Source organism: Erwinia sorbitola (assembly GCF_009738185.1).
Taxonomy (GTDB): domain Bacteria; phylum Pseudomonadota; class Gammaproteobacteria; order Enterobacterales; family Enterobacteriaceae; genus Erwinia; species Erwinia sorbitola.
The window spans coordinates 340,933-367,813 of sequence record NZ_CP046509.1 but is presented as its reverse complement, the minus strand read 5'-3'; the positions used below and the strand labels follow the sequence as shown (position 1 = coordinate 367,813).

23 protein-coding genes are annotated in these 26,881 nt (G+C 55.1%); 13 read left to right on the top strand and 10 right to left on the bottom strand.

Going from position 1 to position 26,881, the window contains the following annotated elements; genetic code table 11:
* Positions 1–101 precede the first annotated feature (101 nt).
* The 5 genes from hofQ to pilM are packed head-to-tail and all read right to left on the bottom strand — an operon-like array spanning position 102 to position 3,527.
* Positions 102–1,349, bottom strand: a complete 1,248-nt coding sequence (gene hofQ, locus GN242_RS01550; RefSeq protein WP_156286819.1) for a DNA uptake porin HofQ — start codon at positions 1,347–1,349, stop codon at positions 102–104.
* Positions 1,270–1,671: a DNA utilization family protein gene (locus tag GN242_RS01545; RefSeq protein WP_156286818.1), complete on the bottom strand. Its 402-nt coding sequence runs from the start codon at positions 1,669–1,671 to the stop codon at positions 1,270–1,272. The genes hofQ and GN242_RS01545 overlap by 80 nt, the downstream gene beginning before the upstream one ends.
* Positions 1,661–2,158, bottom strand: a complete 498-nt coding sequence (locus GN242_RS01540; RefSeq protein ID WP_156286817.1) for a HofO family protein — start codon at positions 2,156–2,158, stop codon at positions 1,661–1,663. The genes GN242_RS01545 and GN242_RS01540 overlap by 11 nt, the downstream gene beginning before the upstream one ends.
* A complete protein-coding gene (locus tag GN242_RS01535; protein WP_154754382.1) occupies positions 2,155–2,700 on the bottom strand; it encodes a PilN domain-containing protein in 546 nt (181 codons plus the stop codon). Before GN242_RS01535 ends, GN242_RS01540 begins: the two co-directional genes overlap by 4 nt.
* Positions 2,700–3,527, bottom strand: a complete 828-nt coding sequence (pilM, locus tag GN242_RS01530; protein WP_156286816.1) for a type IV pilus biogenesis protein PilM — start codon at positions 3,525–3,527, stop codon at positions 2,700–2,702. The genes GN242_RS01535 and pilM overlap by 1 nt, the downstream gene beginning before the upstream one ends.
* A 116-nt stretch (positions 3,528–3,643) precedes the next feature.
* Between pilM and mrcA the strand changes: the two genes are divergently transcribed.
* Positions 3,644–6,196, top strand: coding sequence for a peptidoglycan glycosyltransferase/peptidoglycan DD-transpeptidase MrcA (mrcA, locus tag GN242_RS01525; RefSeq protein ID WP_156286815.1), 2,553 nt, complete (start codon positions 3,644–3,646; stop codon positions 6,194–6,196).
* A 73-nt stretch (positions 6,197–6,269) separates the two neighbouring features.
* Here mrcA and nudE read toward each other — a convergent pair whose 3' ends face one another.
* A complete protein-coding gene (gene nudE, locus GN242_RS01520; protein WP_154754450.1) occupies positions 6,270–6,836 on the bottom strand; it encodes an ADP compounds hydrolase NudE in 567 nt (188 codons plus the stop codon).
* Positions 6,837–7,236: 400 nt separating this feature from the next.
* Between nudE and GN242_RS01515 the strand changes: the two genes are divergently transcribed.
* The 4 genes from GN242_RS01515 (at position 7,237) to pckA (ending at position 12,803) form a co-directional block, all read left to right on the top strand.
* Positions 7,237–9,375, top strand: a complete 2,139-nt coding sequence (locus GN242_RS01515; RefSeq protein ID WP_154754379.1) for an intracellular growth attenuator family protein — start codon at positions 7,237–7,239, stop codon at positions 9,373–9,375.
* A gap of 114 nt (positions 9,376–9,489) precedes the next feature.
* Positions 9,490–9,891 (top strand): ribosome-associated heat shock protein Hsp15, encoded by a 402-nt coding sequence (gene hslR / locus GN242_RS01510; protein WP_154754378.1) that lies wholly within the window; start codon positions 9,490–9,492, stop codon positions 9,889–9,891.
* Between the two features lie 22 nt (positions 9,892–9,913).
* Entirely contained in the window at positions 9,914–10,792 is an 879-nt protein-coding gene (gene hslO / locus GN242_RS01505; RefSeq protein ID WP_154754377.1) for an Hsp33 family molecular chaperone HslO, read from the top strand.
* Positions 10,793–11,183: 391 nt separating this feature from the next.
* Positions 11,184–12,803 (top strand): phosphoenolpyruvate carboxykinase (ATP), encoded by a 1,620-nt coding sequence (gene pckA, locus GN242_RS01500; RefSeq protein WP_154754376.1) that lies wholly within the window; start codon positions 11,184–11,186, stop codon positions 12,801–12,803.
* A 202-nt stretch (positions 12,804–13,005) separates the two neighbouring features.
* Here the strand turns inward: pckA and envZ are convergent, their stop codons facing one another.
* Positions 13,006–14,355 (bottom strand): two-component system sensor histidine kinase EnvZ, encoded by a 1,350-nt coding sequence (envZ, locus tag GN242_RS01495; protein ID WP_156286814.1) that lies wholly within the window; start codon positions 14,353–14,355, stop codon positions 13,006–13,008.
* The gene (ompR, locus tag GN242_RS01490) at positions 14,352–15,071 is read right to left on the bottom strand and encodes an osmolarity response regulator transcription factor OmpR (protein WP_001157751.1); all 720 of its coding nucleotides are present in this window, start codon (positions 15,069–15,071) and stop codon (positions 14,352–14,354) included. The genes envZ and ompR overlap by 4 nt, the downstream gene beginning before the upstream one ends.
* A 288-nt stretch (positions 15,072–15,359) precedes the next feature.
* Here ompR and greB point away from each other — a divergent pair, with 288 nt between their 5' ends.
* The 5 genes from greB to GN242_RS01465 all read left to right on the top strand — a co-directional run bounded on the left by greB (position 15,360) and on the right by GN242_RS01465 (position 22,735).
* Positions 15,360–15,839 (top strand): transcription elongation factor GreB, encoded by a 480-nt coding sequence (gene greB, locus GN242_RS01485; protein WP_154754449.1) that lies wholly within the window; start codon positions 15,360–15,362, stop codon positions 15,837–15,839.
* A 100-nt stretch (positions 15,840–15,939) separates the two neighbouring features.
* Complete coding sequence (locus GN242_RS01480; RefSeq protein WP_154754374.1) at positions 15,940–18,270, top strand: Tex family protein; 2,331 nt, start codon at positions 15,940–15,942, stop codon at positions 18,268–18,270.
* Between the two features lie 146 nt (positions 18,271–18,416).
* Positions 18,417–18,659 (top strand): ferrous iron transporter A, encoded by a 243-nt coding sequence (gene feoA, locus GN242_RS01475; RefSeq protein WP_154754373.1) that lies wholly within the window; start codon positions 18,417–18,419, stop codon positions 18,657–18,659.
* Positions 18,656–20,965: a Fe(2+) transporter permease subunit FeoB gene (gene feoB, locus GN242_RS01470; RefSeq protein ID WP_156286813.1), complete on the top strand. Its 2,310-nt coding sequence runs from the start codon at positions 18,656–18,658 to the stop codon at positions 20,963–20,965. Before feoA ends, feoB begins: the two co-directional genes overlap by 4 nt.
* Before the next feature lie 81 nt (positions 20,966–21,046).
* Positions 21,047–22,735 (top strand): sugar phosphorylase, encoded by a 1,689-nt coding sequence (locus tag GN242_RS01465; protein ID WP_154754371.1) that lies wholly within the window; start codon positions 21,047–21,049, stop codon positions 22,733–22,735.
* 32 nt (positions 22,736–22,767) lie between these two features.
* Here the strand turns inward: GN242_RS01465 and GN242_RS01460 are convergent, their stop codons facing one another.
* Both GN242_RS01460 and bioH read right to left on the bottom strand, forming a co-directional pair.
* The gene (locus GN242_RS01460; protein ID WP_154754370.1) at positions 22,768–23,034 is read right to left on the bottom strand and encodes a YdgH/BhsA/McbA-like domain containing protein; all 267 of its coding nucleotides are present in this window, start codon (positions 23,032–23,034) and stop codon (positions 22,768–22,770) included.
* Positions 23,035–23,192: 158 nt separating this feature from the next.
* Positions 23,193–23,969: a pimeloyl-ACP methyl ester esterase BioH gene (bioH, locus tag GN242_RS01455; RefSeq protein WP_154754369.1), complete on the bottom strand. Its 777-nt coding sequence runs from the start codon at positions 23,967–23,969 to the stop codon at positions 23,193–23,195.
* 36 nt (positions 23,970–24,005) lie between these two features.
* On the opposite strand from bioH, the gene gntX reads away from it, so the two are divergent.
* From gntX to fabF, 3 genes are all read left to right on the top strand, one after another.
* Entirely contained in the window at positions 24,006–24,689 is a 684-nt protein-coding gene (gene gntX / locus GN242_RS01450; protein ID WP_154754368.1) for a DNA utilization protein GntX, read from the top strand.
* Positions 24,690–24,747: 58 nt separating this feature from the next.
* On the top strand, positions 24,748–25,323 hold the full coding sequence (gene nfuA / locus GN242_RS01445; RefSeq protein ID WP_154754367.1) for a Fe-S biogenesis protein NfuA: 576 nt from the start codon (positions 24,748–24,750) through the stop codon (positions 25,321–25,323).
* Between the two features lie 169 nt (positions 25,324–25,492).
* Positions 25,493–26,776, top strand: a complete 1,284-nt coding sequence (fabF, locus tag GN242_RS01440; RefSeq protein ID WP_154754366.1) for a beta-ketoacyl-ACP synthase II — start codon at positions 25,493–25,495, stop codon at positions 26,774–26,776.
* Positions 26,777–26,881 lie beyond the last annotated feature (105 nt).

The window sequence follows — 26,881 nt, the reverse complement described above, 5'->3', positions numbered from 1 at the left end:
ATCGCTAAACCTTGTAAGCTAATTCCGCCCTTGCGTCAAACCCAACTGTCAGCAATTCCGGAAAAAACATGCAGGTGCTACAGTTTGACGCAAAAATCGCATTAATCGCTACGAATCAGTCTTGGTGTGATAAAGATCACCAATTCTCGTCTTTTTTGCTCACGGATATCGTGACGAAACAGCCCCCCCAATAACGGCATATCCCCCAGCACAGGTACCTTTGTACGCCCTGTCGCCCTCTGTTGCTGGAAAATTCCACCCAGTGCCAGCGTCTGACCATCCTTGAGCATCACCTGGGTATCAATCTCCTGTTTATCGATGGTCAAAACCTCATTTTCACCACTTCGCATATTTTTTCCTGGCACATTTTGGGAAATATGCAGTTTCAGCAAAATCCGACCGTTTGCCTGGACTTCAGGCGTCACTTCCATCGCCAGCATCGCCTCTTTAAATTCCATCGTGGTCGAACCACTATTGCCGCTGGCAACTTCGTAAGGAATTTCCGTGCCTTGTTTTATACTGGCAGTCTGCTGGTGCGAGGTAAACAGGCGCGGACTGGCAATAATATCGGCCTGCTGTTCTCTCTCCAGTGCGCTAAGTTCCAGATCCAGCAGATGACCATCCAGTTTTGCCAGGGTAAAACCAACCATACCTGCCGGACGACCAACGGCCAGATCCACACGAAGCTGGCTGCTGCGCAATGCGTCCGCTACCTGCTCCGTTCTGCTTCTCAGGCCCCAGTTAACGCCTAACTCACGCAGATTTTCTTCACTGATAGTAACGATTTGTGCCGCCAGTTCAATCTGTGCCAGCGGCACATCCAGCATACGCACCCAGCGTTCAGTCTGCCTCAGTGCTTTTTCAGTATCGCGCAGCAACAGGCTGTTGGTACGGCTATCCAGCGTCACGCTGCCGCGATCGGTCATTAATCTTGCACGCTCGTTTTGCAGGCTGGCATTGACGGCTGCGGCATCCGCATGCTGAAGCGTCAGCGTACGGTTTTGCAACGGCAGTGCCTGCTCCTGCGCCTCAATGCTGGCAGCGATTTTATTCTGCTCCTCCTGCTGCCAGCTTTCCGGGTATACCAGCATCACATTGCCCTGTTTTTCCATACTCAACCGGCCCATCTTCAGCACCAGCTGCAAAGCCTGCTGCCAGGGTACCGCTTTCAGTCGCAGTGAAATAGCGCCTTCAACGCCTGGTGCCACCACCAGATTTAGCTGTTGATAATCCGCCAGCGCCTGTAAAACCTGCCCGACCGGAGCAGCATCAAAAGCCAGTGAGAGGGGAGCCTGACTCGCTGATAATGGGGTTATCAGAACCAGCCACAGGCAAATCATCCTGATCATTATGTTGTCCTTTCAACGCCAGACGCCGCGGCGGCTGGCACTCCTGTAAAATGGTAAGCGTGACAGCCTCTTGCTCAATTCCGGCAACCCGCCAGGGGCTGCCGGGCAGCGGATCGCCCTGCTGTCGCCACAGCGTGTTGCCCTGAGGTGAAACCAGCCATGCGTCATAGCGATCTTCGCGGCCGATAATCCCCAGCAGACGCCAGGAAAATTCAGCCTCCTCCTCAGGCTGACAGCGCAGGGTATTCAGCGGGAAAAATGGATCGCGCGCCCAGCTGTGAAACGCCAGCAGCAGCACCCCCCAGGCCAGTTTAATTTTCATCAGTTAATTCCATGACCAGATGCAGCCGTTGCTCTTTGCGTTGCAGGCTGAATTGAGGAATAAGTGGTACGGGTTGCAGTACTGAAAGATAATCCAGCAGCGCCAGAAACTGCACCCAGTCCAGCGTCACGGTAAGTTCGCCCCACTGCCCGGACGGACGCCAGGACTCCAGCACCGCACCGCTGGAATTGAGCAACGCAGGCAGAGAAAAAGGCCTGTTTTCCGCCGGGAGCAGCTCTGCTCTCAGCTTTTCTGCCTGCTGCTGTAGGATGAAAAGCGCTGGTATATCCTGTAGCAGCCGTCGCTGCTGGTGATAACGCTGAGTCAGCTGCTGGCGCTGCTTTTCCAGCTGCTGTTGCTGTTGATAACCAGGACGCAGCCAGCCGAGCCATATCAGCGTTGCCAGCAGCAGAGCAGCAATAGAGAAACTGGTCAGACGCTGCCAGGCCGCTATCTGCAACCAGCCAATCAGCCAGCGGTGCATCATTGCCCCGCGACCAATAAGCTGACCGGCACGGCCTGCATATCAAACGCCAATTCGCGCGCGCGCAGGCGCTGTATCGGCCCCAGCTTCACCTGTTCAAATAGCGTGACATGACGCAGACGATCGCGCAGCTGGTGCAGCTCAAGGATGCTGGCCCCCACTCCGCGTAACATCACCTCATGACGGGTTTTATGCAGGGTGTTGAGCCAGGTGCCCGGCGGGAAATGGGAGCCAAGTGCATAGGCGAAATCACGCCATAGCACCGTCTGCTGTTGCCTGAACAGATGCTGTTCCAGCTGCTCTTGCAGCTCTCTGACCTGCTGCTGCGCGGCCTGCGCTCGTAGCAAAAAGGTCTGAGCGCCATCCACTGCCGTATTCAAACGATCCAGCGTAATACGTTGCTGCTGGTTGAGACTGCGCTGCGCATATCCCTTGAGCAGCAGCATCATAAGCACCAGAAGTAATGCTCCCCCGGCTATCCCCCAGATACGACCTCGTTTCTGCTGCGCTGCCTGTCGCCAGGGTAATAAATTCACCCATATCATCAGCGATCCTCCGGGCGTAATGCCAGACCAGTGGCCAGGGAAAAAACACCGTCATAGCGGGGCAGCGGTGGTTGATATAGCTGCAAGGCCGCCAGCGGCGACAGCGCACGGGTTCCTTCAGGCCGCGCCTCATCCAGCGCCGTGCTGTACCAGACGGTGCTGCTGTCCTGTAAATAACGCTGCTGAAGCGCGTTAAAATCTGCTGCCTCCTCCAGCGAGCACCAGCCCCAGGGATGTTCAGCAGAGTGCGGGGCATACCACAGCCAGTGGTCACTCAGGCGATGAACCAGTGCAGCGGAGGTGTCCAGCGCCAGCGTACGGGCCAACGCAAACAGCGCCGCCGGAGTCAACTCCAGAACATCAGGAGTAAGCGAAGCCTGTTGCAGGCAGTCGACCCAATTTTTTAACGCTTCCTGCCGCGCCGCCGTCAGATACACCGGCCCACCATCGTCTTGACCGCAACGGTAGTCCAGCGCCAGCGCCTCCGGTGCGAATGGGAAAAATCGCCTCGCCGCAGCGACGATGTAACTGCTACGATCGGGTTCTCGTAATTGCAGGGCGGGTTGCGCCAGCTGGCGCTGCATCACCAGCTGCGGAGGAAAGCCCACCCGTAACGAGATGCGGGCTGGAAGTTGTTTGCGCCAGCGTTGCAGTAATGTCACCACGGCGTCCGGGCGTTGCACCAGGCCATTTCTTAACGTATCTTGCGGCAACGTATGGTGCCACCAGTGGCGTAGCTGCCAGCCGTTCCGGCGGCGCTGGATGCCCAGGGCGCAGAGTTGCCCGTTTTGAATATCCAGCCCGACTTGCCATGTCTTGAAAGCCATTGACGCGATCTCCTTATCGTCTGTTGAAAAGGACGTATCCAAGGTACAGGGTTGCCTTTATACTACCGCGCGATTGTTTATAAACTGCCCAACCGACTTTGAATGGGAAATATCAGGTGAAGTTCGTAAAGTATTTATTGATCCTTGCAGTGTGTTGCATTCTGCTGGGAGCTGGCTCGATATATGGTCTCTACAAATACATAGAGCCGCAGCTCCCGGATGTTGCCACGCTGAAAGATGTGCGTCTGCAGACGCCAATGCAGGTCTACAGCGCAGATAACGAGCTTATCGCGCAGTACGGCGAGAAACGCCGTATTCCACTGACGCTGCAACAAATCCCGCCGCAAATGGTGAAGGCTTTTATCGCGACGGAAGACAGCCGTTTCTATGAGCATCACGGCGTCGACCCGATTGGTATTTTCCGTGCAGCCAGCATTGCGCTGGTTTCTGGCCATGCATCGCAGGGTGCCAGTACCATCACTCAGCAGCTGGCGCGTAACTTCTTCCTCAGCCCTGAACGTACGCTGATACGTAAGGTCAAGGAGGCGTTTCTCGCCATTCGCATTGAACAGATGATGAGCAAGGATGAGATCCTTGAGCTCTATCTGAACAAAATCTACCTTGGTTACCGTGCATACGGCGTGGGCGCGGCAGCACAGGTTTATTTTGGTAAAAATGTTGATGAACTGACGCTGAGTGAGATCGCGATGATCGCCGGCCTGCCAAAAGCACCGTCGACCTTTAACCCGCTCTACTCACTTGACCGTGCCGTGCAGCGTCGCAATACCGTGCTGGCACGTATGCTCGACCAGCGTTACATCACTCAGGCACAATACAACGAAGCACGCAGCGAACCTCTGGTGGCGAACTATCATGTGCCGGAGATCGCCTTCTCAGCGCCGTATCTGACTGAGATGGTGCGCCAGGAGATGATCAAGCGCTACGGTGAGAACGCTTATACCGATGGCTACAAGGTCTACACCACCGTCACCCGCAAGCTCCAGCTGGCAGCGCAGAAATCGGTTCAGGACAACGTAATTGCCTATGATATGCGCCATGGCTATCGTGGTCCGGCGAACGTGTTGTGGAAAGTAGGTGAGCCTGAGTGGGGTCACAGCGAAATTATGAAAACGCTGAAGTCTCTGCCGGTCTATGGCCCACTGTTCCCGGCGGTAGTGACCAAAACCAGCAGCGATGAAGCCACTGTGATTATGCGTGACGGCAGCAACGCGGCACTCAACCTCGCCAGCGTGCGCTGGGCGCGCCCGTTTAAGTCAGATACGCTGCAAGGTGCCACACCACGTTCGGTTAGCCAGGTATTGCAGCCAGGCCAGCAAATTTGGGTGCGTAAAGTCGATAACGACTGGCAGCTGGCCCAGGTGCCGGATGTAAACTCCTCGCTGGTATCTCTTGACCCGCATGACGGTGCCGTGCGCGCCCTTGTGGGCGGTTTTGACTTCAACCTGAGCAAGTTTAACCGTGCAACTCAGGCGTTGCGTCAGGTCGGTTCCAATATCAAACCGTTCCTGTACACCGCTGCAATGGATCGCGGTCTGACGCTGGCATCAATGCTCAACGATATGCCGATTTCCCGCTGGGATGCCGGTGCCGGTGCTGACTGGCGCCCGAAAAACTCCCCGAATACCTACGCTGGCCCGATTCGTCTGCGTCAGGGATTAGGTGAGTCGAAGAACGTAGTGATGGTGCGCGCGATGCGTGCGATGGGCGTTGATTACGCGGCAGAATATTTGCAGCGCTTTGGCTTCCCTGCGGAAAATATCGTCCACACCGAATCCCTTGCTCTGGGTTCAGCCTCATTCACTCCGTTGCAGATGGTGCGTGGCTACTCGGTAATGGCAAACGGCGGCTTCCTGGTTGATCCGTACTTCATCACCCGAATCGACGATGAAGAGGGCAATCACCTTTTCGAAGCCAAACCAAAAGTGGCCTGCCCTGAGTGCAATCTGCCGGTGATCTATGGCGATACGCAAAAGGCCGTGGCGCTGAGTGAAGATAGCGTGGAAAACCCGGCGATATCGGCCGAAGGTAATAACGTTGCCGTACCGCAGCCGCAGCTGGAGCAGGTTCCCCAGCAGAGCCAGCCGAACAGTGAGCAGCAGTACGCACCACACGTCATTAACACTCCGCTGGCCTTCCTGATCAAAAGCGCACTGAACTCAAACGTGTTTGGTGAGCCGGGCTGGATGGGAACGGGCTGGCGCGCTGGTCGCGACCTCAAGCGTAACGATATCGGTGGCAAAACAGGTACTACCAACAGTTCGAAAGACGCCTGGTTCTCGGGTTACGGACCTGGGGTTGTCACTTCGGTGTGGATCGGTTTTGACGATCATCGCCGCGATCTGGGGCGTACCACCGCATCTGGCGCAATTAAAGATCAGATCTCCGGCTATGAGGGCGGTGCCAAGAGCGCCCAGCCAGCGTGGGATGATTATATGAAGTCCGCACTGGATGGCGTGCCGGTAGAGCCGCTGACACCGCCAGAGGGCATCGTGACGGTTAATATTGACCGCAGCACCGGCAAACTATCGAACGGTAGCGGCAACAGCCGTGCAGAGTACTTTATCAACGGCACACAGCCCACAGAGTATTCCGTTCATGACGTCGGCACCACGCTGATGGACAACGGCGAAAGTCACGAGTTGTTCTGATGCAAAAAGGCCGGGCAATATGTTGCCCGGCCTTTTTATTTCACCCGCAGGATTCAGCCATACCTGGCCCTTTTCAGTAGCGTAATCTGCCCTGCTTCACCAGCCACTCTCTGACCAGGAATAGTGCGCTGACATTGCGCGCCTCGCGAAAATCGGGTTCATCCAGCAACGCCAGCAGATTATCCAACGGCCAGCGCAGCTGCGGTAGCGGCTCGGGTTCGTCCCCTTCCAGCTGCTCAGGATAAAGTCCCTCTGCCACCACGATATTCATCTGGCTGGAAAAATAGGAGGGTGCCATTGTCAGTTTTCCCAGCGTCGACAGCCTGTCAGCGCCGAATCCCACTTCTTCTTTCAGCTCACGGTTGGCAGCTTCAAACGGCGTTTCACCCGGATCAATCAATCCTTTAGGGAAACCCAGTTCGTAACTTTCCAGTCCGACGGCATACTCCTGGATCAGGATCAGATGGTCGTCGATAATCGGAACGATCATTACGGCTTCACGGCCAGACGATCGCATACGTTCATACACGCGACGCACGCCATTGCTGAACGTTAAGTCCACGGCTTCTATCGTGAACAGTTTGGAATGTGCCACAACCTCAACATTGAGGATGGCAGGTTTCTGTAATTGTCTGGTCATCATGGCCCCAGCGGAAAGCCGAAAAGGTTAACGTCATACCCGGTAAACATACGCGGGTGTGTTATCGCCCATTGTGCGGCAGGTGCCGCACGAATCCAATCATCGCATGAATCATTTTACTTATTTATAACAAATCATTGTTAACATGGGGAAAATCTTTCATAGAAAGTCAATCAGATGGCTAAAAAATAGGATTATGCCGATATCTGTTATGCCAAATGCCTGGTAACATCACCGTCGGCCATGCTATACAATTATTCTAATTTTATGATTTTTAGCGCTATTTTTAATCACACAGTGAATTGCCAAAAACTGTCTTCACTCGCCATTATTGGCCGGTATTGACCACAATTTTATGCGAGAGGAATGACAGGAGCATCGTGGCAAGAATGAGGGGAGCATGAGCACAATAGTCATCATATTGGCTGTGATGCTGGCCTGCTCGGTAACGGCAGGTTGTTTTTTTTGGTACGCTATGCGGCATCGTCCGCCGTTGGCGAAACCACTGCCATTTGTCAGCCCCCCCTATCGTAAACTGAGCGACGAAGAGCGCGCAGCGGTAGAGCGCTACGTCTCAATGCAGGCCAACGATCGTAACGGCACCCAGCCCACCGGTGCCAGCAGTTCACCAGAGCAACTGGTTCTCACCTCTCAAAGTAACAATGTTTATCCCGTCACCCGCTCAATTACCCGCTACGGACTTTCCACCGACGATAAGCACAAATGGCGCTACTACCTTGATGCCGTTGAAGTGCATCTGCCGCCATTATGGGAGCAATACATCGCGGAAGAGAACTACGTTGAGCTGATTAAGACGCAAACTATTCCGCTGGTGATCTCGCTGAACGGGCACTCGCTCACCCAGTACCGTTGGGAAGCGCCTTCGCTAGCGCCGATGGTGCGTGCGACCGGGCAGAATGCCTCAATCCGCAAGGAAGAGGGTGAAAATGTCGAGCTGCTCCGCGTGCGCAAAGAGAGCCTGGAAGAGTATGCATTAAGCCGCCCGGATGGCACCCGCGAGGCCCTGCTTATCAGCACCGGTATGCTGCTCTTTTTCCTCAGCCTGGTCGGCCCGCTGGTACTGATGCCGTGGCTGGTTATTGCTGGGTTCAGCATGATCCTGGTCAGTATCTGGTTACTCTATCGGCGTCCTACAGAGAAAGACCTGCGTGATATTCATTGCCTGCGCGGCGCACCTAAACGCTGGGGGCTGTTTGGTGAGTCCAACCAGGGCCAGATAAGTAATATCTCGCTGGGTATCATTGATTTAATCTATCCACCGCACTGGCAAAGCTATGTGACCCAGGATTTGGGTCAGACTACCGATATCGACATCTACCTTAATCGTCAGGTCGTCCGCCAGGGGCGCTTCCTCTCCTTACAGGATGAGGTACGCAATTTCCCTATTCAGCGCTGGCGCAAAAATATCGTGCTGGCTGCCGGCTCTTTGCTGGTGCTGGTGCTGCTGATCACCTGGATCCCGTTGAGCATGCCGCTCAAATTAAGTCTGGCATGGATTAAAGGCACTGAAAGCCTTCAGGTCACACAGGTCAGCGCCCTGGAAAACGTTCCACTGCATGTGGGCGATAGCCTGAAAGTGAAAGGGACGGGAATGTGCTCAATTCCGGCAATCTATCAGGGTAACCGCAGCTACGCCTTTATGCCGTTCGACTGCTCCGCCGTATATTGGAATAAAGCCGATCCCCTGCCCCTGCCGCAGTCCGATATTATCGATAAAGCTACCGCGCTGCTGGATACCACGCGGCTGCAACTTCATCCGCAGAGCAGCACCGATCCCAAGCTTAACCCGCAGCTGGCTACCGCCATTCAAAAATCAGGCATGATCCTGCTGGATGATTTTTCCGACATCGTGCAAAAAACTGAGGATCTGTGTAATCAGGATCAGGACTGTGTGCGCCTGAAGAATGCGCTGGTGAATCTCGGCAATGCCAAAGACTGGCAAACCCTGGTGCATCGCGCTAACTCCGGGGCGCTCAACGGCATGAACGTGCTGCTGAGGCCGGTCAGCGCCGAAGCGCTGGAGAACCTGGTCAATACTGCCACCTCATCTTTCTTCTATCGTGAAACGCGCCGGGCTGCGGAAGCGCTGAACAGCCCGCCGCCGGGTGGCTTCCTGATCCTCAGCGATGAAGGCCGCCAGCTGGTCAATCAGCCTGCTCCGACAGCCTCGCTGTTTGATTACAATGCACCGGAACAGTGGCCAGAGCTGCAACGCCTGGCAGGGATGCTGCTGCACACGCCGTTTAGCGCCAGTGGTATTATTACCAGCATCACCACCGACGCCAACGGTACGCGCCATATCGCGCTGCACAGTGAGCCAGACACCATCACCTTATGGCACTATCTCGGTAGCAGCCTGCTGCTGCTGGCGCTCTCCCTGTGCCTGGTGATTAACACTCTGCTGGCGCTGCGCCGCATCCATCGTCATCGTATCCGCATGATGGAAATTCATCAGTATTACGAGAAATGCTTTAACCACTCGATTAATGATATCCAGACTGTACGCCCGCTGTTTTAAGCCGGTATGTGCTATTTTTAACTCCTTCCCCCTATAATCCTGTATGCCCCCATCCGGTGACTTGAAACCCGGCAGGGGTAACCCTATATAGGGGTATTCCCACAAGGAGCAGCGATGAAAGAGAAACCCTCAGAAGGGGTACGGCTCGATAAATGGCTCTGGGCCGCACGCTTCTATAAAACCCGCGCTGACGCCCGCGAAATGATCGAAGGCGGCAAAGTCCACTACAACGGTCAGCGCAGTAAGCCCAGTAAACTGGTTGAAGTGGCTGCTGAACTGACGCTGCGCCAGGGTAACGATCAGCGCACCGTAGTTATTGAAGCGGTCAGTGACAAACGTGGCCCGGCGACCGTTGCGCAGCAGCTATACCGTGAGACGGAAGAGAGTATTGTGAAGCGGGAAAAAGTAGCCCTGGCGCGCAAAATGAATGCTCTCACCATGCCGCATCCTGACCGGCGTCCGGACAAAAAGGAACGTCGTGACCTGATGAAATTTAAACATTCTGGCGACGAATAACGCCACACTTGAGAGAAACACTATGTCCCAGCAAGACCAAATGCACCGTTACCTGTTTGAGAACCACGCTGTGCGCGGTGAACTGGTCACCGTATCCCAGACATGGCAGGAAATCATCGATGGTCATGACTACCCGCAGCCGGTGCAGCAGGTACTTGGCGAACTGCTGGTCGCTACCAGCCTGCTGACCGCCACCCTGAAATTTGACGGTGATATTACGGTGCAGTTGCAGGGCGATGGCCCGCTTAACATGGCGGTGATCAATGGCAATAATAATCAGGAAATGCGCGGCGTTGCACGTATGCAGGGTGAGATTGCCGACGGCAGCAGCCTGAAAGAGATGGTCGGCAACGGCTATCTGGTGATCACTATTTCACCGAAAGAGGGTGAACGCTACCAGGGCGTTGTCGGCCTGGAAGGTGACACCCTCTCCGCCTGCCTGGAAGATTACTTTATGCGCTCAGAGCAGCTGCCAACCCGTCTGTTTATCCGCACCGGTAATGCGGAGTCCCCAGCGGGTGCGGCCGGTATTCTGTTGCAGGTACTGCCAGCTCAGGACGCCAGCCTGGATGAGTTCAACCATCTGGCCACGCTGACTGAGACGATTAAAGCGGAAGAGCTGCTCGGCCTGCCAGCTAATGATGTGCTGTGGCGTCTCTACCATCAGGAAGAGGTGACGCTGTTCGAACCGCAAAACGTCAGCTTTAAATGCACCTGTTCTCGTGAACGCTGCGGCGACGTGCTGAACACGCTTCCACCCGAGGAAGTAGATCAGATTCTGGCGGAAGATGGCGAGATCGATATGCACTGCGACTACTGTGGCAATCACTACGTCTACGATGCCGTTGATATTGCCGCGATCCGTAATGATTCTGCGGCCGGTGATAAGCAGATCCATTAATCGCCAGGGGCCGGATAATCTCCGGCCTTCTTCTCTTTTATCGCCAATTCTCATCCCTCCCCGCGCTATTTTTCGGCAAAGACATTACGACACTCCCGTCACAAAATGCCGAGTTTTCCACCACTCATTTCGCTAAAGTCTGAAATTTACCACTGCCAATACCCTCCGGGTTAGCACTATGAATGCAACAAGTGCGGTTTCTTTTCATCGAAGCAGGGGCAGCTTCTCATTTTTCCTTTTTAACTCTTTCGCTACATTCTGGCGGGTGTAAACTGCGCGCGATCGTGGCATCCCCCGGCCCTGATACGGAAGTTGCGGGTAATCACGGTAATAAAATTGAAATACCCCTACAATTTGCTGTAGTACAAAAAACCGACAAAGGAGCAGTAACATGCGCACTAACGACCTGACCCCGCAGGAACTCGTCGCTTATGGCATCACTGATACGGTTGAAGTTGTTTATAACCCTGACTATGAAACCCTCTTCAGGGAAGAAACCAGGCCTGGTTTAAGCGGATATGAGCGCGGTATCGTCACACAATCCGGCGCTGTCGCCGTTGATACCGGCATTTTTACCGGCCGTTCTCCTAAAGATAAATATCTGGTACGTGATGAAACCACCCGCGACACCCTGTGGTGGAACGATCAGGGCAAAGGCAAGAATGATAACCAGCCGCTCTCGCAGGAAACCTGGCAGTCACTCAAATCCCTTGTCACTCAACAGCTATCAGGTAAACGCCTGTTTGTCGTAGACGCCTGGTGCGGAGCCAACCCGGACTCACGCCTGAGCGTACGCTTTATTACAGAAGTCGCCTGGCAGGCGCACTTTGTAAAAAATATGTTTATTCGCCCGGATGAAGCGGATCTGGCAAATTTCACTCCTGATTTCGTGGTAATGAACGGTGCCAAATGCACTAATCCGGACTGGCAGGCGCAGGGACTACACTCGGAAAATTTTGTCGCTTTTAACCTCACGGAGAACATGCAGCTGATTGGCGGTACCTGGTACGGCGGTGAGATGAAGAAAGGGCTGTTCGCAGTCATGAACTATCTGCTGCCACTGAAAGGAATTGCCTCAATGCACTGTTCGGCTAACGTCGGGGAAAAAGGCGATGTTGCCATATTCTTCGGCCTCTCCGGTACGGGAAAAACCACCCTTTCAACCGACCCGCAGCGCCAGCTAATCGGCGATGATGAACACGGCTGGGATGACGACGGTGTGTTTAACTTTGAGGGCGGCTGCTACGCCAAAACCATTAAGCTGTCGGAAAAAGCAGAGCCGGAGATTTTTCACGCCATCCGCCCCGATGCCCTGCTGGAAAACGTGGTGGTTCGCAGCGATGGATCGGTAGACTTTGACGACGGCAGCAAGACGGAAAATACCCGCGTGTCATACCCGATCTACCATATCGACAATATCGTGAAGCCGGTATCGAAAGCGGGCCATGCGAAGAAAGTCATTTTCCTGACGGCGGACGCGTTTGGCGTGCTGCCACCGGTATCACATCTGACCGCCGAACAAACCCAGTACCACTTCCTTTCCGGGTTTACTGCCAAGCTGGCGGGTACCGAACGCGGCGTAACGGAACCCACCCCCACCTTCTCCGCCTGTTTTGGCGCAGCCTTCCTGACGTTGCACCCTACGCAATATGCTGAGGTACTGCTGAAGCGTATGAAAGCTGCGGGGGCGGAGGCCTGGCTGGTCAATACCGGCTGGAACGGCAGCGGTAAGCGTATTTCCCTGAAGGATACGCGGGCGATTATCAACGCGATCCTCAGCGGCGAGATTGCCGATGCGGAAACCATTACCCTGCCGATTTTCAATCTGGAAATACCGCTGGCTCTGCCTGGTGTGAACAGCGAACTGCTCGATCCACGTAATACCTACGCGAATGAAGCAGAGTGGGAAACCAGGGCTCGGGATCTGGCACAGCGGTTTATCAGCAATTTCGATAAGTTTACGGACACCAAAACAGGGGAAGCGCTGGTCAAGGCCGGGCCTGTACTGTAAAGCGGTTTCGGCTGTTAGCGGGTGAGGCATGCCTCACCCAGGAAGAGTACGAGTCCGAAGTTAATATGCTGACGTGTTCCCGTAGGGGTCAGGCACGCCTGACCCAGGAAGAGTACGAGTCCAAAGTTAATATGCTGACGTATTCCCGTAGGGGTCAGGCATGCCTGACCCTGAACACACCAACATGCCGCGCGCTTCTCTATTACGTCATCGGCCCCACAGGAAGACTGGCGGGGGGCAAAGGCAGCCAGGCACGAATGCGCAAACCGCCTCTTTCACTCTTACCAATTTCCAGTGACCCCTGATGCGCATCGATAATTCGCTGCACAATCGCCAGACCCAGGCCGGTTCCGCTGGTGCTGCGCGCGCTGTCGCCGCGCACAAACGGCTGCAACAGATGCTTAAGCTGATCCGGTTCAATACCGGGGCCATCATCGTCCACCTGGAACCAGGCCCGATGCAGTTCACGGCCAGAGCTGACTTTGATCCAGCCATTACCATAGCGGGCAGCATTGACCACCATATTGGCAATAGCACGCTTAATCGCCAGAGGGTTGATATCCAGCATCAGCTCCGCTGACATCACGGCATTTTCGATTTCACGCTCGTAACCGCTCTCTGCCGCTACCACCTCGCCCAGCACGCTGTTCAGGTCGGCACGTTCAAACTGCATCTCCTGCCCGGTGCGCAGATAATCAATAAACTGCTCGATAATCGCATTACACTCTTCGATATCTTTATTGATCGATTCTGCCAGATAGCCATCCTGCTCAGACATCATCTCCGTCGCCAGGCGGATACGCGTCAGCGGCGTTCTCAGATCGTGACTGACCCCCGCCATTAACAGGGTTCGGTCGTCCGCCAGCTGTTTCACTCCCGACGCCATCTGATTAAATGCCCGCGTCACAGAGCGCACTTCAGAGGCTCCATACTCGCGCAGCGGCGGCGGAATAATGCCTTTCCCCACCTGCAATGCCGCATGCTCCAGCTCCACCAGCGGGCGGTTCTGGATGCGAATAAATAGCCATGCTCCGCCAATCGCCAGCAGCATAATCGCCAGCGTATAGCGGAACAGCGGCGAGAAGTCACCCTGATGAATCTCGGTCAGCGGTACCCGTACCCAGATATCGGGCGACAGCCAGGTTTTCAGCCATACCACCGGCGAGTTCTTGTTGACCTCAACACGGACATCGGTCGGGCCACCCAGCTGCTGCGCCATCTGCTGGCTAAGGAACTGATAATGCTGCGCCCAGCGTAATCCGCTCTCTTCCGCCGCTGCATTGGTATACAGCGAGATGCCCAGTTCACGGTAGATCTCACGGCGAAACGCCGGTGGCACTTCCAGCTGTGTGCCATCTTCCAACTGCAAACGATCGGTCATCAGCATACGTACTTCATAGGCCAGAACTTTGTTGAACTGTTGCAGGCTGGGTAAAATCGCAAAGTTCAACACTACCAGATAGGTTGTTACCAGGCTGACAAACAGCAGGGTAACAATCAACAGGAGCGTACGGGCAAACGAACTACGGGGAGAGAAGCGGAATCGCCTCATGCTTTACTGCCGTCCGGCACGAATACGTAACCCAGGCCCCAAACGGTCTGGATGTAGCGCGGATGAGCCGGATCTTCTTCCACCATACGGCGCAAGCGGGAAATCTGTACGTCGATTGAACGCTCCATAGCGCTGTACTCACGGCCACGGGCAAGGTTCATCAACTTATCACGCGACAGCGGCTCACGCGGGTGGCTCACCAGCGCTTTCAATACCGCAAACTCACCGCTGGTAAGCGGCATTGGCTCATCTTCACGGAACATCTCACGGGTGCCGAGGTTCAGTTTAAATTTACCAAAAGCAATCACCGCCTCTTCCTGCGAAGGTGCACCCGGCAGTTCGTTCGCCTGGCGGCGCAGTACCGCACGGATACGTGCCAGCAGTTCACGCGGGTTGAACGGTTTTGGAATGTAGTCGTCAGCACCGATTTCCAGCCCTACGATACGGTCAACTTCTTCGCCTTTGGCGGTGACCATAATAATCGGCATCGGATTGCTTTGACTGCGCAGACGGCGACAGATAGAAAGGCCGTCTTCGCCGGGTAACATCAGGTCAAGCACCATAAGATGGAAAGATTCACGCGTCAGCAGACGATCCATCTGCTCGGCATTTGCCACGCTGCGTACCTGGAAGCCCTGCTCTGTAAGATAACGTTCCAGCAGCGCACGCAAACGCATGTCGTCATCTACTACCAGAATTTTGTAATTCTCTTGCATTTCGTTACTCCCAAAGGCGCTATTGCCTGAGACTCTATTTTCAAAAAAGATGCCTGAATGTAACAGTCAATAATGGTTTATATTGTAGCCGAAATTGTTACAAAGCATATTAAACAGCAGCTTATCTTTAATTTTCGATAAGAATCGTCAGTTATTGTGCTGCGTTTTGCCAGAGTATTATGATGGCAAACAAGCAGTAACGTCACGGCACCATTCAGAACAATAGATTTGCATCTGAAAATCCGGCACACCAAAATAGTCTCCATATCACGATGACGATGGCTGATGATGAAAACCAAACTAATTACCCGCGAAGGCTATAACCTGCTGAAGCAGGAGCTGGACTTTCTCTGGCGAGAAGAGCGCCCTGAGGTCACCAAAAAAGTCACCTGGGCTGCCAGCCTTGGCGATCGTAGCGAAAACGCAGACTATCAGTACAACAAAAAACGCCTACGTGAAATCGATCGCCGGGTACGATATCTGACTAAATGCCTCGAACAGCTGCGTATTGTTGACTACTCCCCGCAGCAGGATGGCAAAGTGTTTTTCGGTGCCTGGGTCGAAGTGGAAAATGATGACGGCGATATTAAGCGTTTTCGCATTGTCGGCTATGACGAAATCTTTGGCCGCAATGACTACATCTCCATCGATTCACCCATGGCGCGCGCCCTGCTGAAAAAAGAGATCGGCGACAGCGCCATCGTCTTCACCCCGGCAGGCGAAGCACTGTGGTACGTCAATGCGATCGACTACGTAAAAGAGTCCTAATCTCACCATTCTGGCCTCTCTCTCCGCCTGATGGCTGGCATTATGCTTCTGCAATCCGTATAACTGTTGCCAATTTCTTTAGCTAAAAAGTAACCCAATAATGATGAATGATTCACTGAGCCGCCTGATTGCAAGTGAGCTGCAGGCCAGAGCAGAACAGGTTGAAGCTGCTGTTCGCCTGCTGGACGAAGGGAATACCGTGCCGTTTATCGCACGTTATCGTAAGGAAGTGACCGGTGGACTGGATGATACCCAGCTGCGCCAGTTGGAAACCCGCCTGGGTTACCTGCGCGAACTCGCCGACCGCCGCCAGTCCATTCTGAAATCCATTGCCGACCAGGGAAAGCTGACCGACGAACTGGCAGCCGCCATCAACGCCACCCTGAGTAAAACCGAACTCGAAGACCTCTACCTGCCCTACAAACAGAAGCGCCGCACACGCGGGCAGATCGCCATTGAAGCGGGCCTGCAACCGCTGGCGGAGACCCTGTGGCAGGAGCCGTCTCACGATCCTGAGCAGCTGGCCGCCACATATATCGATGCCGATAAAGGCGTGGCTGATACTAAAGCCGCGCTGGATGGGGCACGCTATATTCTGATGGAACGCTTCGCAGAAGATGCCGGTCTGCTGGCGAAAGTACGTGACTACCTGTGGAAAAATGCTCACCTGGTCGCACGTGTAATCGAAGGTAAAGAGGAAGAAGGCGCAAAATTCCGCGACTATTTCGACCATCACGAAGCGTTATCTACCGTGCCTTCACACCGTGCACTGGCGATGTTCCGTGGCCGCAACGAAGGCATCTTACAGCTGGCGCTGAATGCCGATCCGCAGTTCGACGAGCCGCCGCGTGAAAGCCATGGTGAGCAGATCATCACCGACCATCTCAATCTGCGTCTGAATAACGCCCCGGCGGACGCCTGGCGTAAAGCCGTGGTCAGCTGGACATGGCGCATCAAAGTGCTGCTGCACCTCGAAACCGAGCTGATGGGCACCGTACGTGAACGTGCGGAAGACGAAGCAATCAACGTTTTCGCCCGTAACCTGCACGACCTGCTGATGGCCGCTCCGGCGGGTATGCGCGCGACTATGGGCCTTGATCCGGGCCTGCGCACCGGGGTTAAAGTCGCCGTGGTGGATGCCACCGGTAAACTGGTCGCCACCGACACCATCTATCCTCACACCGGCCAGACGGCTAAAGCTGCGGCTGCCGTTGCAGCGCTGTGTACTAAACATCAGGTTGAGCTGGTCGCCATCGGCAACGGTACAGCCTCGCGCGAAACTGAGCGCTTCTATCTGGACGTACAGAAACAGTTCCCGCAGGTACAGGGCCAGAAAGTGATCGTCAGTGAAGCCGGAGCTTCGGTTTACTCCGCCTCCGAACTGGCTGCGCTGGAGTTCCCGGGCCTTGATGTCTCGCTACGCGGAGCAGTGTCCATTGCCCGCCGCTTACAGGATCCACTGTCAGAGCTGGTAAAAATCGACCCGAAATCCATTGGTGTCGGCCAGTATCAGCATGACGTCAGTCAGAGTCAGCTGGCGAAAAAACTGGATGCGGTGGTAGAAGACTGCGTTAACGGCGTGGGCGTCGACCTCAATACTGCATCAGTGCCGCTGCTGACCCGCGTGGCGGGGCTAAGTAAAATGATCGCGCAGAATATTGTCGCCTGGCGTGACGAAAATGGCCGCTTCCAGAACCGCCAGCAGCTGTTGAAAGTGGGCCGTCTTGGGCCAAAAGCCTTTGAACAGTGCGCCGGATTCCTGCGTATCACCCAGGGTGATAACCCACTGGATGCCTCCACGGTTCACCCAGAAGCCTACCCGGTAGTCCAGCGCATTCTCGCCGCCACTGAGCAGGCGCTGAACGATCTGATGGGTAACCCGACTGAGCTGCGTAATCTGCGGGCCGTCGATTTCACCGATGAACGCTTCGGTGTTCCAACCGTTAGCGACATTATTAAAGAGCTGGAAAAACCAGGCCGTGACCCGCGCCCTGAGTTTAAAACCGCACAGTTTGCTGACGGCATCGACACCATGAACGATCTGCTGCCAGGCATGGTGCTCGAAGGCTCCGTCACCAACGTCACCAACTTCGGTGCCTTTGTTGATATCGGCGTTCACCAGGATGGTCTGGTACATATCTCCTCGCTTTCCGATAAGTTTGTTGATGATCCGCACAAAGTGGTGAAAGCCGGTGATGTGGTCAAAGTGAAAGTGATGGAAGTGGATTTACAGCGTAAACGTATCGCTCTGACTATGCGCCTTGACGAGCAGCCAGGCGAAACCAGCTCACGACGCGGCGGCGGTAACAAAGCCCCCGATCGCGATAACGCGCGTCCGGCAAAAACCAACAACAAACGCCCTGCTGCCCAGCCAGCGGGCAACAGCGCAATGGGCGATGCGCTGGCTGCCGCGTTTGGCAAGAAAAGCTGATTCTACTCGCGGGCCTCACGGCCCGCTCTTTTTCCCAATATCTCCCCCTCCCCGCGATATATGTTGCTCCATATCAATGTGACCAAGAATCACTCTCATTAAAATTCTCAGTGTTTATTTACCACGCTCCATAGCAGGTACAGACAATGAAATTTACCCCACAGCACTCCTATCGAATCGCCGGTTTTTCAGCATCCATCAACCCAGCATTCCGCCAGAAGCTGATGGCGCTGGGCCTGTTGCCTGGCTCTACTTTTCAGCTGGTTCGCGTCGCGCCGCTGGGCGATCCGCTGCATATTGAAACTCGCCACGTTAGCCTGATGCTGCGTAAAAAAGATCTCAACCTGCTCCAGCTTGAAGCGATACACGCCGCCGGAGATATCGCATGAAAACCACGACTATCGCTCTGACCGGCAATCCGAACGTCGGCAAAACCACACTGTTTAACCAGCTTACCGGATCGCACCAGCGCGTCGGGAACTGGGCCGGGGTGACCGTTGAGCGTAAAGAGGGGCAGTTTACGACGGCAGAATATCAGGTACGGTTAGTTGATCTGCCGGGGTGTTACTCACTCACCACGCTTTCGGCTCAGGCATCACTGGATGAACAGATTGCCTGCCAGTATCTGCTGGGCGGTGAAGCTGACCTGGTCATCAATGTGGTGGATGCCAGCAATCTCGAACGTAATCTCTATCTGACTTTGCAACTGCTGGAGATGGGTCAGCCCTGTATCGTGGCGCTGAATATGCTGGATATTATTGAAAACCAGAAGACAGAGCTGGATCTTCAGGCGCTGGAGGATGCGCTGGGCTGCCCGGTGGTACCGCTGGTTTCCACTCGCGGGCGCGGTATTGATGGTCTGAAAAAGGTCATCGACCGCTATTCACGTCAGCCCACTACGCTGGACGCCCCCTACCCACAGCCGCTGCAACAGGCGGTACGCGAGCTGATGGCTGCAATGCCCTCATCCACGCCTGCGCAGCAAAAACGCTGGCTGGCGCTGCATATGCTGGAAGGTGACATCTGGAGCCAGCAGCAGATGCCTGAGGCGGCACAGCTGCTGCCCGCCATCCTTGATCGCCTGGGGGATGACGTGGCCCAGTCCATTGCCAGCAGCCGCTATCAGAGCCTTGAGGTGCTGTGTAAAAAAGTGATTCGTGAAGCGGGAAGCCGCTCTCGTTTCAGCCAGTATCTCGATCGGCTGACCATGAATCGCTGGCTGGGCCTGCCCGTGTTTCTGCTGGTGATGTATATGATGTTCTTCCTTGCCATCAATCTTGGGGGCGCACTCCAGCCGCTGTTTGATATCGGTTCTGCGGCTATCTTTATTCAGGGCACGCAGTGGCTCGGTGCCACGCTGCATATGCCATCATGGCTGACGCTGTTTCTGGCACAGGGCATCGGCGGTGGGATTAATACCGTGATGCCGCTGGTGCCGCAAATCGGCATGATGTATCTGTTCCTCTCCCTGCTGGAAGATTCGGGCTATATGGCGCGGGCAGCATTTGTGATCGATCGGCTGATGCAGGCGCTTGGCCTGCCAGGTAAATCCTTTGTCCCGCTGATTGTCGGTTTTGGCTGTAATGTGCCTTCAGTAATGGCGGCGCGTACGCTGGATGCGCCACGGGAACGGCTGATCACCATGCTGATGGCTCCGTTTATCTCCTGCGGTGCACGCCTGGCTATTTTCGCCGTGTTTGCAGCGGCCTTTTTCGGCCAGCGGGGGGCGGTGGTGGTATTCAGCCTCTATCTTTTAGGGATTTGCGCGGCCATCGCCACCGGCCTGCTGCTGAAACATACGCTGATGCGCGGTACCGCCAGCCCCTTTGTGATGGAGCTTCCTCTCTGGCACGTCCCTCATGCACAGAGCCTGCTGTTGCAGACCTGGCAGCGTCTGCGCGGGTTTGTGCTGCGTGCAGGGAAAGTGATTGTGCTGGTCAGTATGTTTATTGGTGCACTGAATAGTTTTTCGTTTAGCGGCAAGGCCGTCAGCAGCCTGAACGACTCCGCTCTGGCCAGCGTCAGCCAGGCGATCACACCGCTGCTGGCTCCTATTGGCGTTCATAGTGATAACTGGCAGGCCACCGTCGGCCTGATAACCGGGGCAATGGCGAAAGAAGTGGTCGTTGGTACGCTGAATACCCTCTACACCGCCGAAGCACTGCATCAGCAGCCGTTTGATCCCGACCAGTTCAGCCTGATCGCCCAACTGCGTGATGCTGTAAACGAGACCTGGCAGGGTGTCAAAGCTACCTTCAGCCTTAGCGTCCTCGCCAACCCCATTGAAGCCAGTAAAGGGGATGCGGAGATGGCCAGCGGCCCGATGGGCACCATGCACACTAAATTTGGCAGCGATATCGCCGCCTACAGCTACCTGATCTTTGTGCTGCTGTATGTACCCTGCGTATCAGTCATGGGTGCCCTCGCCCGTGAGAGCAGCAACCGCTGGATGATGTTTTCGATTATGTGGGGTCTGAATCTGGCGTATTCGCTTTCAGCACTGTTTTATCAGATCGCCACTTTCCATCAGCATCCGGGCAGCAGCAGCCTGATCATCGCCATCGTTTTGCTGTTCAACGCCGTGATTCTGGCCGGTCTGCGCCACATCCGCATTTCTCCTGCGCTGATTCCGGTAACGACAATCAGCAGCGGCGGAGGCTGCCAGAACTGCGCTAAAAACGGTAGCTGCCACTGATGCAGGTTGCGATTTTGTGACCAGCGTCTACAGTGAAAAATAACGTCTGAATTTTTCACTCGTGGTGGCATCCGAATAATAATGGATATTATCAATAACTTAATAGATAAGATCTACGACTACACTTTCCCGCCATCATGCTTACAGCGGCTGCATGCGCTAATTGCCGATGCGCGGGAGAGTATTTGCCAGCCGCGTAAGGCGCACTGGGACGAAAAAGACGTGGTGCTGATCACCTACGCCGATCAGTTTTATGAAGAAAATACTCCCACCCTGAACACTTTCTCCCGCTTCTGGCAGCAGCATCTGCAGGCCAGCTTTAACCTGGTTCATCTGCTGCCATTTTTCCCCTGGTCTTCCGACGACGGTTTTTCCGTTATTGACTATCATCAGGTGGATCCCCGCTGCGGTGACTGGCAGGACGTTGCTGACCTGCGCCAGCACACCAGGCTGATGTTTGATTTTGTCTGCAACCATATGTCATCGCGCAGCGCCTGGTTTCAGCACTACCTGGCACAGGATCCCGGCTGGGATGATTTCTTTATCAGTATGCCGCCCACCACCGACTTAAGCGCCGTCACCCGCCCGCGCACTTCACCGCTGCTGACGCCTTTCGAGATGGCTGACGGTGAAACACGCTTTGTCTGGACCACCTTCAGCGCCGATCAGATCGACCTGAACTTTGCCAATCCGCAAGTGCTGCTCGCCATGGTGAACGTGCTGCTCGATTATCTGCAAAAAGGGGCTGACTACCTGCGGCTGGATGCGGTGGGATATATGTGGAAAACCCCTGGAACTTCGTGCATTCATCTGGAAAAAACCCACCAGCTGGTCAAATTATTTCGCGCCATTGCCAATGAAGTCGCCCCCGGTACGGTGGTGCTGACCGAAACTAACGTGCCGCACAAAGATAACATCAGTTATTTCGGCAATGGCCGTGACGAAGCGCAAATGGTCTACCAGTTTTCACTGCCACCGCTGGTACTCCACGCCATCCATTACGGATCGTCACGTGCTCTGCGCCAGTGGGCCTCCACTCTGGACGGCAGCAACGGCAGTACCACCTTCTTTAATTTCCTCGCCTCCCATGATGGCATCGGCCTTAATCCGCTGCGCGGCATCCTGCCGGAAACTGAGATTGTCTCCCTGGTGCGCGACCTGGCAATGGAAGGGGCGCTGATCTCTTATAAAAATAATCCTGACGGCACCACCAGCCCTTATGAGATCAACGTCACCTATATGGATGCGCTGAATCAAAAAGGGGATGATGACGATACACGCCTGCGCCGTTTCCTGCTGGCTCATGCGCTGCTGCTGGCCTTTCCCGGCGTCCCGGCCATCTATATCCAGAGTATTTTAGGCTCGCGTAACGATGTGGACGGGGTGAAAGCCGCCGGATACAACCGGGCGATTAACCGTCAGAAATACGCCATCAGCGATATCGAACCGGCGTTAATGGAGAAAGATTCTCTGCGCCAGCGGGTCTACTACGCCCTGAGCCAGCTGATTCAGATACGCACTCAGCAATCTGCCTTTCATCCGGATAACCCGATGATGATTATCGATAGCGACAACTCACTGCTGGTGATGAAACGTCAGGCGCGAGAAGAGCAGGAATCCCTTTGGTGCCTGTTTAACCTGAGCAGTAAAGAGGTGAATATGATGCTGCCGGAGGGGCGCTGGTATCGTGATATCGCCAGTGGCGATCGACTTGACGGTACGCAGGCGCTGCTGCTGAAAGCATGGGAATTTCGCTGGCTGAAGGTCTGAAACTGCCCACCAGCGGCAGGCAGATAAGGCGTTTATTTATATACGTCGGCCAGCGCGTGATCGTGATTCCCTTGCTGGGCGGCAATGATCACGTAGTATTTCCCCCCCTTCGCATCCGCTTTCTCAGACAGGCGCGCGTTTGCATCCATCGGATCAAGGGTGGAGTTGGTGGTTACGGTACCGATCTTCTCCAGTTTCATATCCAGCGCCTGCTGGCGGGTAATTTCCTGTGCCGCACTGGCATTAAATGCCAGCAGGCCAGCGAGTGACAGAACGGCAGTGACGATAATCTGTTTCATATTTGTCCTCTCCTTAGGCCAATACTCCAGCTAACTTTGGTAGCAAAAAAACGCTACCCTGATGATTATCATCCCCTGGATGAAAAGCGGTAAATCAGTGAATTGTTGCAGAAGGTAATGTTTTGATCCCCATTAATACCCCGTAAACAGAATGGCACTCAGGGCCACACTGCATCACTGAAATCGATAATCTGCTGACAAAATTCTGCCGGATGAGAGATAAACGGCGCGTGCGCAGCCCTGGCAATAATATGGCTGCGGCTGTCAGGCCAGCGCCCGTCGAGCAGCGGGACAATTTTTCGCGGTACTAATCCATCCAGCGCACCGTAAAGTCGTAAGAATGGCAGTGGCAGACCGACAAGCGCCTGTCGCAGATCTGCCGTCTTCAGAATCTCAAGCCCACCATTCAGCACCTCAACCGCTGGCATCGGGCGTTCAAAGACCACGCTTTTCAGCGCACGGGCATCCTGCCGCGCACTCTCGGTTCCCAGCGTCTGCAACGCCAGAAAACGCTCGACGGTACGCTGGAAATCCTCACTTAACTGCTGCTGAAAAGCACTCAGTGTCTCTGACTTAATACCGGGCCAGCTATCCTCCGCGCTAAAACGCGGCGAGGAGGCAACGCTTATCAGGCCGCTTACGCGCTGCGGGAAGTCCAGCGCGATCTGGCTGGCGACCAGGCCGCCGAGGGACCATCCGAGCCAGATCGCCTGCTCCGGCGCCTGCGCTACCACCGTCGCCGCCATCTCATCCAGCGTCATCGCCGGGTAACCCTGGCTACGACCATAGCCAGGCAGATCCACCAGGTGCAGACAAAAATGTGCGCTGAGTCGATCGCTGATGCAATGCCAGACCCCGGCGTTCAGCCCCCATCCGTGCAGCAGCACAAGATGGCGATCGCCGTGGCCAATAGTCTCCCGGTGAAGCGCCTTCATGGGTTATTGTCCTGTTTTTTGAATTAAGAGGTCGCCATGCTACCAATGCCAGCGGGTTGTTGGCTATGTCTGATGCCGCTCACACTCGCACAGCACGGGCTGTGTACGGTCTGTTTGCGTCAGCTTCTGGCGCTGCCCTGCGGCTGTCCGCGCTGCGGGCTATCCAGCAGTCAGACCAATATCGAGTGTGGTCGCTGCCTGCGCCGCCCGCCGCCGTGGCAGCGGATGATCGCAGTCACCCCCTGGCAGCCGCCGCTGAACCGGCTGGTGAACCGGTTGAAGTTTTATCGTGCCACCGCACTTGCGGTAATGCTGGCCCGCCTGTTACTGCTATGCTGGTTGAAGCAGCGGCGTAAATATGTGCTGCAACGCCCCGACCTGCTGCTGACAGTTCCACTGCATCATCGCCGGGCATGGCAGCGCGGCTATAATCAGTTAGAAGAGATCGCCAGCCAGCTGGCACGCTGGACGCAGTGTCGCTATTTACCCCGTGCCATTACACGCATACGCGCCGCGCATATTCAGCATCATCTGGGTGCACTGGCGCGGCGTAAAAACTTACGCGGCGCGTTTCGACTTGAAATTGAGGTGCGCGGACTGCATATCACACTGCTGGATGATGTGGTGACCACCGGCAGTACCGTTGCCGAGATCAGCCGCCTTTTGCTGGCCCACGGCGCTGCCAGCGTACAGATCTGGTGCCTGTGCCGAACCTTGTAGAGCGTCGGTGATGGGCGTATTATAACCAATGAAATTAGTCAACTATTGAGCAATCGCCATGATCCTAATTACCGACTCTGCCCAAGAGCACTTCGCTAAACTGCTGTCAAAGCAGGAAGATGGCACCCAAATTCGTGTATTCGTGATTAATCCGGGTACGCCAACTGCCGAGTGCGGTGTTTCTTACTGCCCGCCCGATGCAGTAGAAGCAACCGATACTGAACTGAAATTCCCGCTGCTGTCAGCCTACGTGGATGCACTGAGCGCCCCGTATCTGGAAGAAGCTGAAATCGACTTTGTGACGGATAACCTGGGTTCACAGCTGACGCTGAAAGCGCCGAACGCAAAAATGCGTAAAGTGAACGACGATGCCCCGTTAATTGAACGCGTTGAGTACCTGTTGCAGGCGCAGATCAACCCGCAGCTGGCCAGCCACGGCGGTAAAGTTTCCCTGATGGAAATCACTGATGAAGGTTATGCCATCCTGCAATTTGGCGGCGGCTGTAACGGCTGTTCCATGGTGGATGTGACCCTGAAAGAAGGCATCGAGAAAGAGATGCTGGCTGCGTTCCCTGAGCTGAAAGGCGTACGCGACCTGACAGAACACGAGCGCGGCGATCACTCGTTCTACTGATTCCCCCGAGGGCCGGTTATCCGGCCTTTTTTTTGCAGCTCCCTGCGTTTAACTCCCCCCTGATAACCTCCGCTTTTTTTTGCTATTGATTATTTACGGCATGATTGTCACTGGATCTTTCAGCTTACACGTGTACACTGAAATCTGTTTTCGTAACCCACAGGTCATCATGTTGAACAATACTGGCAGAAGAGTCGTGATCACTGGTATGGGCTTAATCAGCCCACTGGGCAATGGCGTGGAAGGTAGCTGGCAGCGGCTGATCGCCGGGCAGTCCGGTATTCGCCACCTCCCGGCAGAGGCACACGGTGATACACCAATCCGCATCGGCGGGCAGGTTCCTTCCATTGAAGAAGATCCGCAGTACGGCTTCGATATCGCCGCGCTTATCCCGGTGAAAGAGCAGCGTAAAGCAGACCGTTTTATTCATCTGGCGCTGGCGGCAGCTGAAGAAGCTATTACCCAGGCAGGTTTGCATAATCTGACGGAAGCCGCGCGTCTGCGCACCGCCACCATTATTGCCACCGGTATCGGCGGTTTTCACGCCATCAGCAATGCGGTGAAAACCGTGGCTGAAAAAGGCAGCCGCAAGCTGTCACCCTTCACTATTCCTTCGTTTATTGCCAATCTTGCCGCCTCACACGTGGCAATCAAATATGGATTCAAAGGGATGCTGGGGACGCCGGTTTCCGCCTGTGCCGCCAGCATTCAAAGTATCGGCGACGGTTTCCGTGCTATTCGCTATGACGATGCAGATATCGCCGTGGTTGGCGGCTGTGAATCCTGCATTAACCCGGTATCGCTTGGCGGTTTCCAGGCGGCGCGTGCACTCTCAACCGCTTTCAATGAGCACCCGGAACAGGCCTCACGTCCGTTCGACCAGGGCCGTGATGGTTTTGTCATGGGAGAAGGTGCCGGGATGCTGGTACTGGAGGAGCTGACCCGTGCTCAGGCCCGCGGCGCAACCATCCTGGGTGAAGTCGTGGGTTACGGCACTACCTCAGATGCCTACCATATTACTTCCGGACCGGAAGATGGTGACGGTGCCGCCCGTGCCATGAACATTGCGCTTCAGCAGGCAGGAATGACGGGCAGCGATGTGGATTATATCAACGCGCACTCCACCTCTACTCCGGTGGGCGATCTGGCCGAGATCAACGCACTGCTGCGCGTATTGGGCGACGGCGCACATGCGGCGATCTCTTCCACCAAATCTGCTACCGGACATCTGCTGGGTGCCGCCGGAGCGGTGGGCGCGATCTTCTCGCTGATGGCGATGCGTCAGCAGATTGCTCCCCCTTCACTTAACGTCACAGATCTGGACAGTGCCGCAGCAGGGCTGAATATTGTGCGAAATAACGCGCAGCAGACCACCATCCGTAACGTGCTGGTGAATGGTTTTGGGTTTGGCGGTGTTAATGGTTCGGTGATTTTTAAAGCCTTTACGCCATAATACGCCATCAATGTAGCAAAGAGTTTTGTGGCGACTGTCTGGCTTCAGATCTGAGGCCAGACAGTACACGCGGTGGGTTTTAAAAGCGCCACGACATCACATCCG

Bases quoted from the DNA above. Each gene is read 5' to 3' on its own strand.
- greB (WP_154754449.1), top strand. From the start codon at position 15,360: ATGAAAACCAAACTAATTACCCGCGAAGGCTATAACCTGCTGAAGCAG.
- GN242_RS01540 (WP_156286817.1), bottom strand. From the start codon at position 2,158: ATGATGCACCGCTGGCTGATTGGCTGGTTGCAGATAGCGGCCTGGCAG.
- feoA (WP_154754373.1), top strand. From the start codon at position 18,417: ATGAAATTTACCCCACAGCACTCCTATCGAATCGCCGGTTTTTCAGCA.
- gntX (WP_154754368.1), top strand. From the start codon at position 24,006: ATGCTACCAATGCCAGCGGGTTGTTGGCTATGTCTGATGCCGCTCACA.
- hslO (WP_154754377.1), top strand. From the start codon at position 9,914: ATGTCCCAGCAAGACCAAATGCACCGTTACCTGTTTGAGAACCACGCT.
- GN242_RS01515 (WP_154754379.1), top strand. From the start codon at position 7,237: ATGAGCACAATAGTCATCATATTGGCTGTGATGCTGGCCTGCTCGGTA.
- pilM (WP_156286816.1), bottom strand. From the start codon at position 3,527: ATGGCTTTCAAGACATGGCAAGTCGGGCTGGATATTCAAAACGGGCAA.
- GN242_RS01480 (WP_154754374.1), top strand. From the start codon at position 15,940: ATGATGAATGATTCACTGAGCCGCCTGATTGCAAGTGAGCTGCAGGCC.
- nfuA (WP_154754367.1), top strand. From the start codon at position 24,748: ATGATCCTAATTACCGACTCTGCCCAAGAGCACTTCGCTAAACTGCTG.
- GN242_RS01460 (WP_154754370.1), bottom strand. From the start codon at position 23,034: ATGAAACAGATTATCGTCACTGCCGTTCTGTCACTCGCTGGCCTGCTG.
- GN242_RS01465 (WP_154754371.1), top strand. From the start codon at position 21,047: ATGGATATTATCAATAACTTAATAGATAAGATCTACGACTACACTTTC.
- envZ (WP_156286814.1), bottom strand. From the start codon at position 14,355: ATGAGGCGATTCCGCTTCTCTCCCCGTAGTTCGTTTGCCCGTACGCTC.
- pckA (WP_154754376.1), top strand. From the start codon at position 11,184: ATGCGCACTAACGACCTGACCCCGCAGGAACTCGTCGCTTATGGCATC.
- GN242_RS01545 (WP_156286818.1), bottom strand. From the start codon at position 1,671: ATGAAAATTAAACTGGCCTGGGGGGTGCTGCTGCTGGCGTTTCACAGC.
- ompR (WP_001157751.1), bottom strand. From the start codon at position 15,071: ATGCAAGAGAATTACAAAATTCTGGTAGTAGATGACGACATGCGTTTG.
- bioH (WP_154754369.1), bottom strand. From the start codon at position 23,969: ATGAAGGCGCTTCACCGGGAGACTATTGGCCACGGCGATCGCCATCTT.
- nudE (WP_154754450.1), bottom strand. From the start codon at position 6,836: ATGACCAGACAATTACAGAAACCTGCCATCCTCAATGTTGAGGTTGTG.
- feoB (WP_156286813.1), top strand. From the start codon at position 18,656: ATGAAAACCACGACTATCGCTCTGACCGGCAATCCGAACGTCGGCAAA.
- hofQ (WP_156286819.1), bottom strand. From the start codon at position 1,349: ATGATCAGGATGATTTGCCTGTGGCTGGTTCTGATAACCCCATTATCA.
- fabF (WP_154754366.1), top strand. From the start codon at position 25,493: ATGTTGAACAATACTGGCAGAAGAGTCGTGATCACTGGTATGGGCTTA.
- hslR (WP_154754378.1), top strand. From the start codon at position 9,490: ATGAAAGAGAAACCCTCAGAAGGGGTACGGCTCGATAAATGGCTCTGG.
- GN242_RS01535 (WP_154754382.1), bottom strand. From the start codon at position 2,700: ATGATATGGGTGAATTTATTACCCTGGCGACAGGCAGCGCAGCAGAAA.